The sequence below is a fragment of the Aliivibrio sp. S3MY1 genome (assembly GCF_028765575.1).
Lineage (GTDB): Bacteria > Pseudomonadota > Gammaproteobacteria > Enterobacterales > Vibrionaceae > Aliivibrio.
On the sequence record NZ_JARACO010000014.1, the window covers coordinates 20,494 to 33,832 of the forward strand.

General features: G+C 37.1%; 8 protein-coding genes. 3 read left to right on the forward strand and 5 right to left on the reverse strand.

Annotated features, from left to right (window positions below; all coding sequences use genetic code 11):
• The first annotated feature begins 81 nt into the window (after positions 1 to 81).
• Positions 82 to 2,898 carry an Hsp70 family protein gene (locus PVK62_RS10645; protein ID WP_274444844.1) on the forward strand — a complete coding sequence of 939 codons (2,817 nt, stop codon included), beginning with the start codon at positions 82 to 84 and terminating at the stop codon, positions 2,896 to 2,898.
• Between the two features lie 117 nt (positions 2,899 to 3,015).
• Here the strand turns inward: PVK62_RS10645 and PVK62_RS10650 are convergent, their stop codons facing one another.
• Positions 3,016 to 3,489, reverse strand: coding sequence for a DUF2947 domain-containing protein (locus PVK62_RS10650; RefSeq protein WP_274444845.1), 474 nt, complete (start codon positions 3,487 to 3,489; stop codon positions 3,016 to 3,018).
• 232 nt (positions 3,490 to 3,721) lie between these two features.
• On the opposite strand from PVK62_RS10650, the gene PVK62_RS10655 reads away from it, so the two are divergent.
• Positions 3,722 to 4,873 (forward strand): DUF1887 family protein, encoded by a 1,152-nt coding sequence (locus tag PVK62_RS10655; protein ID WP_274444846.1) that lies wholly within the window; start codon positions 3,722 to 3,724, stop codon positions 4,871 to 4,873.
• Positions 4,874 to 5,009: 136 nt separating this feature from the next.
• Here the strand turns inward: PVK62_RS10655 and udp are convergent, their stop codons facing one another.
• Positions 5,010 to 5,768, reverse strand: coding sequence for a uridine phosphorylase (gene udp / locus PVK62_RS10660; protein WP_274444847.1), 759 nt, complete (start codon positions 5,766 to 5,768; stop codon positions 5,010 to 5,012).
• Positions 5,769 to 6,080: 312 nt separating this feature from the next.
• Between udp and PVK62_RS10665 the strand changes: the two genes are divergently transcribed.
• Positions 6,081 to 8,621: an HD-GYP domain-containing protein gene (locus PVK62_RS10665; RefSeq protein ID WP_274444848.1), complete on the forward strand. Its 2,541-nt coding sequence runs from the start codon at positions 6,081 to 6,083 to the stop codon at positions 8,619 to 8,621.
• 64 nt (positions 8,622 to 8,685) lie between these two features.
• Here PVK62_RS10665 and PVK62_RS10670 read toward each other — a convergent pair whose 3' ends face one another.
• The 3 genes from PVK62_RS10670 to PVK62_RS10680 all read right to left on the reverse strand — a co-directional run bounded on the left by PVK62_RS10670 (position 8,686) and on the right by PVK62_RS10680 (position 13,292).
• Entirely contained in the window at positions 8,686 to 11,001 is a 2,316-nt protein-coding gene (locus PVK62_RS10670) for a zinc/cadmium/mercury/lead-transporting ATPase (RefSeq protein ID WP_274444850.1), read from the reverse strand.
• Positions 11,002 to 11,154: 153 nt separating this feature from the next.
• Positions 11,155 to 11,571, reverse strand: a complete 417-nt coding sequence (locus tag PVK62_RS10675; RefSeq protein WP_274444852.1) for a CBS domain-containing protein — start codon at positions 11,569 to 11,571, stop codon at positions 11,155 to 11,157.
• A 128-nt stretch (positions 11,572 to 11,699) separates the two neighbouring features.
• Positions 11,700 to 13,292, reverse strand: coding sequence for a hypothetical protein (locus PVK62_RS10680; protein WP_274444853.1), 1,593 nt, complete (start codon positions 13,290 to 13,292; stop codon positions 11,700 to 11,702).
• Between the last annotated feature and the right edge of the window lie 47 nt (positions 13,293 to 13,339).

Below are 13,339 nucleotides of genomic sequence, written 5' to 3' on the forward strand. Positions count from 1 at the left end.
AGGGGCTGAACTCTTTTATTATATGCCCCTATATTTTATTGCTGCCGCCTTCTCGTTTATTGCAGCTTCATTGGAGTTTTTATGAGTTCTTCTAATCGTTATTTAATTGGTATCGATCTTGGTACTACTCACACCGTTGTAGCTTATACAGATATTTCACTTGGTATCGAAACCAGTCCTATTGAAATTTTCAATATCGACCAATTAATTGGACCAGGTGAAGTGGCTCGTAAACCCCTACTCCCTTCGTTTCGCTACCATGCATCAAAAAGCCAAGTCACCGAAAATGATCTAACGCTTCCTTGGAATGTAAAAGCGATTGAGGGTGAGATAAAAAACGCCATCATTGGTGAATGGGCCCGTGAATTAGGCTCAAAAGTAGAAGGCCGCCAAGTCGTCAGTGCTAAGAGTTGGTTATCTCACACTAAAGTGGATCGCACCTCTGATATTCTGCCTTGGGCAGGTGCAGAAGATGTTGAAAAAGTCTCCCCTATTGTTGCGAGTGCCAGTTATTTAAACCACGTTCGTCAGTCTTGGAATTACCATCACCCTGATGCCCCTATGGAGCTTCAAGAGGTCGTTGTTACTGTCCCCGCTTCGTTTGATGAAAGTGCTCGCTCATTTACTATCCAAGCGGCAAAACTGGCAGGCCTTGATAAAATCATTCTATTAGAAGAACCACAAGCTGTGTGTTATGACTGGTATCACCATCATCAAGATACGGCAAAAGACATTCTAAAGCACATTCCCTTAATGGTGGTGTGCGATGTCGGCGGTGGTACTACCGATTTAAGTTTAATCCAAGCGCGTTTTAATAAAGACGAATTGGCACTTGATCGTATCGGTGTGGGTGATCACCTAATGTTAGGCGGTGACAACATTGATTTAACCTTAGCGCATTTAGCTGAGCAACGCTTAAACAACAATAAGAAAATGACGGCAGCCGCACTGACTAAACTTATCCAACAGACGCGTAAAACCAAAGAACGTTTGTTATCTGCTAACGCCCCTGAATCGGGTCATATTACTCTTCTTGGTTCAGGATCTAAATTATTAGGTGGCAGCCGTAAAATAGAGTTAACTAGAGAAGAAGTTCATCAAATTGCCCTTGATGGATTCTTACCAATCACTGACTTTAATGACCGTCCAAATCAACGTCAAGCCGCTGTTGTTGAGTTTGGCTTGCCTTATGCCTCAGATCCTGCGATCAGTAAGCATCTTGCGCAATTTTTAGATAATCATAAAGAAGTCTCGGCAAAAGCATTAGGTTGGGATGATACTGAATTAGCCAATCATCAAGATCGTGCTATTCCTGTTGGCCTATTATTAAACGGGGGCGTATTTAATAGCCCGCTATTAGCTGAACGATCTCTTGAATTACTGAACAGCTGGAAAGGTGACGCTGTCACTCAACTATCTAACCCTCACCCTGACTTGGCCGTTGCTTATGGTGCCGTTGCTTATGGTAAAGCACGCCATGGTGCACAATTAAAAATTGGCGGAGGCTCTGCTCGTTCATTTTATTTACAGTTAGAAGAGAAAAATAAACAACCACAAGGTTTATGTTTATTGGCAAAAGGCAGCGACGAAGGTGAAGAAATTCGTATGACGAGCCGCCGTTTTTCGTTAACTTTAGGTGAGCCTGTTCGATTCAACCTACTCTCAACGACAAAAGACCAACTTGCTACCTCTGGCATGATCACTGAGTTAGCCGATCCCAGTTTTGTTAGCTTACCTCCTTATGTCGTAACTCTTGAATCAAGTAAATCAAAAGAAGAATTACACGCCAATCAAAAAGATCGTGTTGAAGTAACCTTGGCTTGCCAATTTACTGAAGTCGGCACCATTAAGATTGAATGTGTTTCTGTAGCGGATGATTCACAGCGTTGGTTAGTAGAATTTGAAATACGTAACCAAGCCTCTAATAAAAGTGCTAACCTTGCAGACCAAATTAGTCTTCCTCCTCGCCTTCCAAATGCAATTGCAAACATAAAAGAAGCCTATGGCGGTAGCAAACAAAATCCTAATGCGATTAAAGCTTTTTCTAAAAATATAGAGAAGCTGATAGGCAAACGTGAATCATGGGATTTAATTACCTCTCGTGAATTAGCTACTGCACTATTAGACAGTAAGAAACGTCGTCGTCGCTCTGATAAACATGAACAAAACTGGTTAAAAATGACCGGTTTTGCACTGCGCCCAGGTTTTGGATATCCGGCAGATGAATGGAAGATCAGTCAAGCGTGGGAAACCTATCAGCAAGGCATTCAATTTGAATCAAAGCAATCTTGGAATGACTGGTGGACATTTTGGCGTCGTATCTCAGGTGGCTTAAACCAAGAACAACAAGAAACCATTCTGGCTAACATTGCTAAGTACTTACACCCAGGTTCTTTGCGTAACCCTAAGACATTAGAAGATGCTACAAATAAAAGCTATGAAGCGATGGTTCGCTTAGCTGCTGCTCTAGAACATCTAGATGTTGAAGATAAAACATTAATCTCAACGTGGGTGTTAGGCCATGCAAAAAATGGCAATCAACCTCAAGTTCATTGGTGGGCATTAGGTCGTATTTGTTCTCGCTCTCCATTCTATGGTAGCCAACACAACTTAATTCCGGCTAACCAAATTGCTCACTGGTTACCTACACTACTAGAACAAGATTGGAAAATACAACCAATGGCAGGTTTTTCCGCTGTTATGATGGCGCGATTAACCGGTGATAGAACTTTAGATGTTTCAGATGAACTACGTCAAAGTATCATTGAAAAGTTGAGAAAGAGTCGATCTCCACAAAGCTGGATTGATTTAGTCTCTAGCCAACAAGCGTTAACAGAAGCTGATTCTAAGCGTTTATTCGGTGATGCATTACCCGCCGGATTACGTTTAATTAATTAGCTTTAGCCAATGACAAAAATAAGACAAATAGTCTTTTTTGTCAAAGCTACGCAAAAAAAGGCTCATAGTCCATGACTGTGAGCCTTTCTTCATTTTAGCGTTTATATCAACCTCAAGTTAACTTCTTGAGCCTAATTTCACTTTACCTTTTGAATTAAACCATAACGCTTGTGACTTCTTTTTACCGATAAGAATTGGTAAATCATCATAAAATAAGAAGTTTTTCCACGTCTGTTTAAACGTTCCCCAAGAAGTTTCAATCAAGTTATATTTTTCATAACAAAAATAAATCGTCACATCATCAGCCCAATCAATGAACTCTAATACCTCTTCAGGTAATGCTTCGTTATCACTATCCCAACGGTGCTGCCAATCAATTTCATTACTCCATGAACTTTTTTTCATTGGCCATTCTTTTGAACCAAAATGATCTGCGGTTGGGCTATTCGCACTGATAAAATCATTCCAAACCTGAGCAGATTTTGCTTGAGTGAATGGCTTAATTAATGGCAGTAATGCATCATCGACTGGCATTGACTGATGAGTGAAAATCCATTTGCGGTTGTATTCATCTAAAGGTAAATAGCTCATAGTTCATTCTGTATTTAAGACATGTACACCTATTCTATCGTCTTTTTTTATTAAGCCCAAATAAGAATATTTAACAATAGGTTGATTTTTATCATTAAGCCCCTCATTACAATAGTATTGAATAACAAAGCTATACTGATTCTATAAATTAGTATTTATTAAAACTATAATTATTCGGTTACACATGCCTTCTGTTTCACTTATGTGTAATCATCATTACAAGGATTATTACATGATCACGCATGTTGGCATATTGGATCAAGACCCCGTCCGTCTTGTAACCCCCCTTCTCGATCTTTCCGTAAAAGGCGAGCATATGATTTTCATTGGCGATGAAACACAAAAAGACATATTTCACCGCTTAGAAAGCATACTTCAGTACAAAGGTATCACCTCTGATTTCTATGAAATCCCAAATATCGTAGATACTCATTTAATCAAAGAATCTTTACAAGCACTCGCTGCTGAAATGAAACATCATTTTAGTGATATAAAGCTAAATGCAAGTTGTGGTCTTCGACACCGTCTTCTTTCTGCCTATGAAGTATTCCGCTCTTATCATTGGCCAATTTTTGTTGTCGAACCATTCAGCGATAAATTATGTTGGCTTTACCCTGATGGCCGCAAACAAAAACACGTAGCTGATAATATCCGTTTAAGTGATTATCTTGCTATCTTTGGCGCGCGCTGTGAGTTTTCAGAATCTGAACTTCCAGAGAGCATTGATAAACGTCTGCGTGAGCTTTGCCAGCGCTGGGCAAGTAATGCACTAGAATTAGGTCCAGGCCTTGCCACATTAAACTACTTAGCGACAACCTGTCGTAAAGAACAACGTTTAGATGTTGAAGTAACTGAAAAACAGCAAAGCTACAAAGAACTAAATATGCTGTTAACTGATTTAGTGGAAACTGGCTTAGCGACCTACGAAAACGGCACCTTGACGTTTGATTGCGAAGAAGCTCGCCGTTTAGCTAACGGTGAATGGCTAGAGATCTTAGTTCATAATACCGTAGTCGATATTCAACAATATTTACCAACACTTCAAGACCACTCTTTGAATGTTCAAGTTCACCGTGAAATTGGTGATAAAGACGTTCGTAATGAGCTTGATGTTGTCAGTATTGTAAACAATAAACTGCATATTATTGAATGTAAGACTAAAGGTATGCGTGATGATGGCGATGATACACTTTATAAATTAGAGTCGTTACGTGACCTTCTAGGTGGCTTACAAGCACGAGCTATGTTGGTGAGCTTCCGCCCTCTACGTAATAACGATATTATGCGAGCACAAGATTTAGGTTTAGCAATTATTGGCCCTGATGAGTTAGGCGATCTTAAAAAGCATCTTCTAAATTGGTTCTTAGCCGCTGGTGGTCATTGATTATTGAGCTAAACTAATTTAACAATAAAAAGGCCAATGATTTGGTCTTTTTTATTTTCTATAGCTTGCTCTCGATACAAAAATGCCGCTGATTCATTTGAACCAACGGCATCTTGATCTCTTTTATATTCTTCTACTATAGAAGATTACGAGCAGCTTCAATAACGACTTTAATTGAACGTGCTTCAGTTTCTTTTAGCGTTGCGTGATCTGGGATCTCTTTTTGTGTACGGTTAATGATTACACCCGCAACACAACCAGCACGTAAACCAGAACTTGCACACATCGTTAATAATGTCGCAGATTCCATTTCAAAGTTTAAGACACCCATGTCTTGCCATTCTTGCATAGAGCCTTGGAAACGCTTAACAACACGGCCTGAGAACGTATCGTAACGCTCTTGACCTGGGTAGAAAGTATCACTTGATGCTGTAACACCTGTGTGTACCGTCGCACCTTGTTCAACAACCGCTTTACGCATTGCAGTGGCAACATCAAAATCAGCAACGGCAGGGAACTCCATTGGAGCAAAGTGAAGACTTGCGCCATCTAAACGAACAGAACCTGTTGTTACGATCATATCACCAACATTTACATGCGGTTGGATTGCACCTGTAGTACCTACACGTAGGAAAGTACGAACACCAAGTTGTGCTAGCTCTTCAACTGCAATAGAAGTAGATGGACCACCAATACCCGTTGAACACACTACAATTTTCTTACCATCAAGTTCAGCTAGGTATACTGTGTATTCACGGTGACTTGCTAGAAATTTAGGGTTTTCCATTTGCTCTGCGATTTTTTGAACACGCGCTGGATCACCAGGAATGATCGCCATTTCTGCACCTTGAAGATCTGCCTGTGTTACGCCTAAATGGAATACTGCTGCTGTCATGGTTAGCTCCTTGCGATTGTAGGGTCGCGTTAATTTAATTAATTATATTTGATTCGATGAAGTTACTTTACCCAAATGATCCTCACATTAGTGTGATTTAGGTCCCGAAAGTAATGTTCATAGAATACACGATTACAAAGAAAACCGATTGGTATCACATTTTTCTGTGAAGTTAGAATGTTTACATACTATTTATTCTAGTGACATCGTAAATAATATTGGTGTTACTATAGTTTAAAATATATAATATAATGTTTTTTAGTTGTTTGAATACTATCTTTTAAAAAGACAGGGTATTTAAAGGTGAACTCTATGCGTAGTCTTTCGTTAAAAAACTACTTAATCATTGTATTTGGTGGCTTATTTATTATTGGGTGCACCCATTTATATTTTGTCATTAAAACGTCTTCATCAGAGCTCTCTCAACGTCACGTGAAAGATGTCATCGAGTTACATTACAAGCTTATTAAAATAAATATTGAATCAACAATCAATCAGATTAATGATATTTCAGAAGAAATAAAAGATAATCCAACTTTTAATTTCAACAATCCCTCACCACAACTAAGAAAAAATCTAATCAATGATTTTCACCAAGTACCTTCATTAGTTAGTATCTCTTTATATAATTCAAATGAACAAGGCGTCCGTATAACCTACGTTGATAAACTATTAAATATCATACCTGTTAATCAATCCTTTTTACAATCTCACTGGAGATACGCTGAAAATAATCATTATTTACATCTAAATAATCATATCTACTTAAGTTACTTAGGAAATCATCAACAAAAAATTATTATCGAGATATCAACGACTAATGTGTTTAATACTATTGATAGAGAGTTATTAAATAATACGGATGTTAGTTTTCATATTTATGACCGTATGAACAACAGCTTTTTATACCATTCAAATAGAAACACTCCATTCAATAATAATGAACTTATCTCTTTTATATTGAAAAAAAAGAGTGTGGTATCTAAAAACAAAATTGATTACAACATTAAAACAAATTCATTTAGAAACTCAAATCTCGAATTTATTACTTTAATTCCTACTCATGTAATTTTAAAAAATTTAACGCCAATTCTGGATTCACTCATCAAACAAATCATTCTTTATTCGATTTTTTGTTTTATTATTTTAATCTACATTTCATTTAACCTATCATCAAAGATTAATAATCTCATTGAGAATGCTAATAGCATAATGCGATTTGAATTTAAAAACCAAAAGTATAAGAAAAGCAATATAGAAGAAATACAAAAACTGAGTGACTCAATGAAGTTAATAAGTTTAACTACTGATAATATTCTTTCCCAAATAGTAATTATTTCTAGAACCGACAATACATTTCAACTGGGACTTTCTGTCGTCAAACAAATTGATAAAATAACTAATGGTGCAAGTAAGTTATTTATTATAAATAAAGAAGATGATTTTGTGTGCTATGAAGGTCTTAGTAAAATAGATATAAAAAACAAAAGTAAAAACTATCACAAGATAATATTAGAGAATAAAAACATTGAATACAATTTCAATTTATTTAATGAGAAAAATAAAGTTATCGGTTGCTTACAAGTATATGTTACGCCAGAGAATAACCTGAGCAATAACACTCTTGCATTTATAGAGCGCTTAGTTCATATAATTTCTATTTCCATTCGAAAACATAACCTTCTTGAGCAACAAAAAGCATTATTTACCGCCTTTACTCAATCCATTGCTTCCGCCATTGATACAAAGTCAGCGCATACCGCAAATCATTGCCAGCGAGTACCAGAGCTCACCCTTATGTTAGCTAAAGCGGCTCAAAAGAACCAAGCCGAATGGAAAGATTTTTCTTTGAGTGAGCAAGAATGGGAAGAACTCTATCTCGCCTCTTGGCTTCATGATTGTGGAAAATTAACAACCGCTGATCACGTTATTGATAAAGCAACAAAATTAGATATGTTTACTAACCGTATTCATGAAATACGAACTCGCTATGAAGTACTCAAAAGAGACGCTGAAATCACGTATTTAAAAAAACTTATTGATGACAAGTCAAATGCGGCTTTATTACAAGAAAACTATCTCAATACAATAAAAGAACTAGAAGAAGAATTTGCTTTTATCGCTCAATCTAACCTAGGTGATGAGTTTTATCACGATGACAATATTGATCGTTTGCATAAGCTTGCTACCAGAATCTTTACTCGAACTTTGGATAAACGACTAGGGTTATCATGGGAAGAAGCACAGTTGCTCTCAGATAATGATAAGCAAACACCCTCAATTGAAACGGTTTTACAAAATAACAGTAGCCATCTTATTCCTTGGGATCTAAATAGAAAAAAAAATGAACAGTTTAATCTAAAACCGTACCCATTCAAATTTAATCATGGTGAAATATATAATCTCGCAGTTCAACGCGGCACTCTAACCAGTGAAGAGCGTTTTTTAATTAATGACCATATTATTCAAACTATTAATATGCTCAAAACGCTGCCCTATCCTGACCATCTAAAAAATATACCTCTAATTGCAGGTGGGCATCATGAACAAATGTCAGGAAAAGGGTACCCTTATGGTATTCCAGCATCAGAACTGCCTATCACTGCAAGAATGATGGCTATCGCAGACATATTTGAAGCATTAACGGCGAGTGATCGTCCTTATAAAACACCTAAAACATTATCTGAATCCTTAAAAATATTAGCTTTTATGGCAAAAAATAAACATATTGACGCTTCCTTGTTTAGCTTATTTTTAACTGATGGAGTTTACCTAAACTATGCGGATAAGTTTTTAAGCTCTGAACAAATTGATGATGTAAACATTCAAGAATTAATTGAAATCGCATATTAATAAAGAAAGCCAACAGAAAACTGTTGGCTTTAACTATTTCATTATTAATCTCGAAATAATATTATTACACTTTCTCTTTAAATCGTAATAAACGAAGTGCATTTAAGGTAACTAAGGCTGTTGCACCACTGTCGGCTAATACCGCAACCCATAAACCCGTTATACCAAATAAACTTGTCACTAAGAATACCGCCTTTAAACCAAGCGCTAAAGTGATGTTCTGACGAATATTACTCAGTGTTGCTTTTGATAGCGCTACCATTGGTGCTAGCTCTTCTAAACGATTATGAGTTAATGCCGCATCCGCTGTTTCAAGAGCAACGTCTGTTCCTCCTCCCATCGCAATACCAATAGAAGCGGTCTTCATTGCTGGCGCATCATTAATACCATCACCGACCATTGCCGTTTTTGCCTGTGCAGTTAATTGCTCAACGTATTTCACTTTGTCTGATGGCAATAAGCCCGCTTTATAGTCAATATTCAGCTCTTTAGCAATCGCTTTTGCTGCACGTTCATTATCGCCAGTAAGCATGATTGGTTTTATACCTAATTTAACTAACTTCTCAACGGCTATTTTGGCATCGGGACGCAGTTCATCACGCCATGCTAATAATCCAGAGATCTGCTTATTAATCAGTACAAGTACAACCGTTTTACCCTGTTGCTCTAAGAACGATATTTGACTTTCGATTTCAGGAATAACCTCACCATCAAACTGTTGTGGTGCATACAATTCAATACGTTGATTATTGACGATACCCTTAATACCTTTACCGACAACGGTTTCACGCTCATCGGCTTCAATAACAGTTAATCCTTGTTCTTGCGCTTTTATTACTACGGCTCTTGCTAAAGGATGCGATGAACCCATTTCAACTGCGGCAGATTGAAATAAAATACTTTCTTCAGTTTCAGCTTCAACTAAAACACGAATATCAGTCAGTATTGGCTTACCTTGGGTTAGTGTTCCCGTCTTATCAAATGCGATGTTTTGAATATGACCAAGCTCTTCTAATGCAGCGCCCCCTTTAATCAAAGCTCCGCGTTTTGCCGCAGTTGCTAGACCTGAAGTAATCGCTGCTGGTGTTGATATCACTAACGCACAAGGACAAGCGATCAGCAGCATAGCTAAACCACGGTAAATCCACGTGTCCCATGATTGACCAAACATCAATGGTGGAATAATAATCACCAGTAATGACATCAGCATCATTGCTGGCGTGTACCAACGACTGAACTTATCAAGAAAACGCTCTAAAGGTGCTTTGCGAGATTCTGCTTCCTCAATCAGATGTAAAATACGATCTATCGCATTCTCACCTTGTGCCGAAGTGATCTGAATTTCAATCACACGATCATTAACAATAGAACCAGCCATTAATGGATCGTTAGCCTTTTTATCTACAGGAACTGACTCACCGGTTAATGCACTTTCATCAAAAGAAGCGAATTCAGAAAGTAAAATTGCATCTGCGGCTAAACGATCGCCTGGAGAAACTTGAACTTTATCTCCTACGTTTAATGCTGATGCTGGTACTTCTTCTTTAGTGCCATCCGATTTAATACGAATTGCAGTATCAGGCACTAAATCCATTAATGCTTTTACACCACTTCTCGCTTTTGCCGACGCATAGCCTTCTAATTGTTCACCTAACATAAACAATAAGATAACCATGGCCGCTTCTACCGTTTCACCTAAATAAACAGCACCGATTGCAGCTACCGTCATTAACGTTTCGATTGAGAATGGCGATCCATTTATCGCTAAACGAATCGCTTTACGTCCAATAGGAATTAATCCAAATAGACCTGCGACAGTAAAAGCGATTGTGCCTAGTTCTTTATTTACTAAGTTAATACCTGTTGCGATAACTAAGAAAGCAACCAAGGTTAACAATAATATATTCTTTTTCCAGAACGGCTGAGATTCACTCTCTGATGTGTTTTTTGCACCTATATCAGATAACGGGAAACCTGTGGTCTTAGCCACACTAATAATTTGTTCAAATACCGCTTCGTTCTTCGCTCTTACTGTCAGTTTTTCGGTTGCAAAAATAACGTTAGCATCAATGACATCTGGAATCGCTAGTATCGCTTTTTTCAATTTTGCAGCGCAGCTTGGGCAGTCCATATCCGCAATAAGCCAACTGCGTGATAACGAACCGTTATTCGATGTTTTAGAGGTGACAGCTAAGGGGTCTGATTCTCCAGGATCACTTCCGCAACATGAGTCCGCATCTGTTGATTTATCAACGCTGCTACAGCAATCAGCAACCGCGCTTTCTGCCTTTATTGCCGTGATCTTTGGTGCAGCACAACACGAACTTGATGGGTTATGTTTATGATCATGGCTATGTGTGGTTTTATGAGTAGTACACATGAGAAAATCCTTTCTGTTAGGTTTTTAGTTTATCTACTCTAACTATAGACCTTAGAGTTAACTCCAAGGTCAAGGATAAGTTTACTCAAATATAAAAAAAGACACCGAAGTGTCTTAATTTTTATTTATATCACTATTTTATAGCTATAATTTCTACACTGGGTGTTTGAAACAATGTCCAATTGACTCACTCAATGCCTGAAGTACATTTCGACGAGTGATTATTCCAACTAACTTACCTTCCTCTACCACTGGGTAAATTTTGGGTTTATTTGCGGTCATGGTCTGCGCTAAATCAATGATCGTATCTTCTGGAGTAACCGTAAGAACTTCTGTTTTCATTACATCTTCAACAACGTGCGTATCTTGGCAATGGTAACTCACACCAATTAACGACTTAATCAAATCCTGCTCTGAAATGAAGCCAATCACTTCACGTTGTTCATTTACAACAGGACCGCCAATATGCTGCGAAGTAATAAATTGATCCAAAGCCGCTGATAATGACATATCCGCTGTCAAATAAAGAGGTCGCGCGCTCATGTATTGTTTTACTTTTTTATTTTCCATTATAGCCCCCTAACGTGCTATCAATCAGTTTTGATAACTTAAGTGTGGACTATTTTGGGAAAAAAGCTAAATCACTCTTACCTATCTCTGTGATGGATGAAACCTATTGAGAAGAAAATTAGCTAAATCTATGAACTCCCCAACAAAACATCAATTAAAATTTTCTTATTTTGTTCAACTGATGACATTACGTTTTCATAACCTGCAGTATTGTTTGTTCTTTCCATTCGATGAATCACCCTTAAACATTGTTTAATGTTTTCAGGATCTTTCATCAAATTTTTACCCTTTAGCGTTAGAGTAAGTAGCATGTAGTTTAAGTCTGATGAATAAGGGTACGTTTGACCAATTTTAGTCAACTGTGCTTGATTACCATCTGAAGACGTTTGGCCTCTTAGCCATTGATAAACTTTATTTAATTTTTGAAAATGCGTCATACCTTGTTGTAACAACTGAGGCGCATTCTTTTTTAAGCTAGCTTGATCAAATATTTTATATAGGCCAACACACAGTTTTACTTCACCTGACATTGCCAATACACCAAAAGCAGCAACACGGAATTCATCAGATGCGACTTTTCGCTCAGATAAAAATCGGTGATAACATGTCGTCGCTATTGCCTTAGCTTTGTAACGCTTACCTTGCTTAAACAACTGGCGAGCAATGAAAATATTAATATAACCTTGCAATTCATCACGCTTATCCATCGCTATACGTTTTTTTAGCGTGATTATAAGCTGACCAAAATAACGACGATACTGCTCTTTGTTCAAGCTCATATTTGACTTATAAACAAGGTCTGCAATATCCATGATCATACGATTTAATGTCGTAGGATTAATACCTATATGATAAAAACGCTTCATTACCATATTATGCACTAATGCTGGTTCATTATTTTCAATGATAAATTTTAAATAAGAATAAAACGCTTTATCATTTTTAGGGTTATTTTCAAACGCCTTTGCTAAATAAGCTTGGACTTTAGATAGTTGTTTTGCTTCTGTGTAAATATCAGAAAGCATTAAATTTGCTTTAAATAAATACTTTTTAGAACGAAGTAAAAGCTCAAGAACAGGGATCGCTTTTGGTTTTTCTACCACATGACAATACGCCATTAAATTCTGTGGCATGACATCACTTTTATCGTGACGTTGATACACTTTTTTAAATGTTGAAAAATCTTTCGCTTTATACAACTCTTCTAAAGTCATATTAAGTAACATTCGATTTTTATACGTTCCAGGATAAGTCTGTGCGCGCTGAATAAAAGCGGATTGAGATCCTTTGACTTCGCCTACTAACTTTTCTATAAGCAAGGTTAAATTAAAGGATTTTTTAATTAAATCATCTATATAACCAAAATTAATTGGACTATTAACAACAAAATCAGGAAACAACTCTCTTGCATTAATGTCATCAACTAGTGAGTCATCATTATCTATGTCGATAATAAAAATAGGTCGTTTACCAAACTTGGCTTTTTCACGAGCGTGGTTAACTATCTCACAAATTACTTCATGATCAGCATAATGGTATTCAATAAAATAATAGTCATAAACAGGTAATTCTGAAGCACTCATACTGACATTAAAAGAATCAGCAGTCTTAAAGCCTGCTTTCTGAAAAAACTGACGGATCTGAGTACTACGCTCTCTTTTTTCAGTAAAAACCAACACATTCATTTGTGGAATGCGTCTAATTAATTCAGCACTGCTCATTTATCAATAACTCTAACAAAAATAACACCAACAATATACCAATCCGT

Coding starts and splice junctions, on each gene's coding strand:
- PVK62_RS10645 (WP_274444844.1), top strand. CDS start 82: ATGAGTTCTTCTAATCGTTATTTAATTGGTATCGATCTTGGTACTACT.
- PVK62_RS10650 (WP_274444845.1), bottom strand. CDS start 3,489: ATGAGCTATTTACCTTTAGATGAATACAACCGCAAATGGATTTTCACT.
- PVK62_RS10655 (WP_274444846.1), top strand. CDS start 3,722: ATGATCACGCATGTTGGCATATTGGATCAAGACCCCGTCCGTCTTGTA.
- udp (WP_274444847.1), bottom strand. CDS start 5,768: ATGACAGCAGCAGTATTCCATTTAGGCGTAACACAGGCAGATCTTCAA.
- PVK62_RS10665 (WP_274444848.1), top strand. CDS start 6,081: ATGCGTAGTCTTTCGTTAAAAAACTACTTAATCATTGTATTTGGTGGC.
- PVK62_RS10670 (WP_274444850.1), bottom strand. CDS start 11,001: ATGTGTACTACTCATAAAACCACACATAGCCATGATCATAAACATAAC.
- PVK62_RS10675 (WP_274444852.1), bottom strand. CDS start 11,571: ATGGAAAATAAAAAAGTAAAACAATACATGAGCGCGCGACCTCTTTAT.
- PVK62_RS10680 (WP_274444853.1), bottom strand. CDS start 13,292: ATGAGCAGTGCTGAATTAATTAGACGCATTCCACAAATGAATGTGTTG.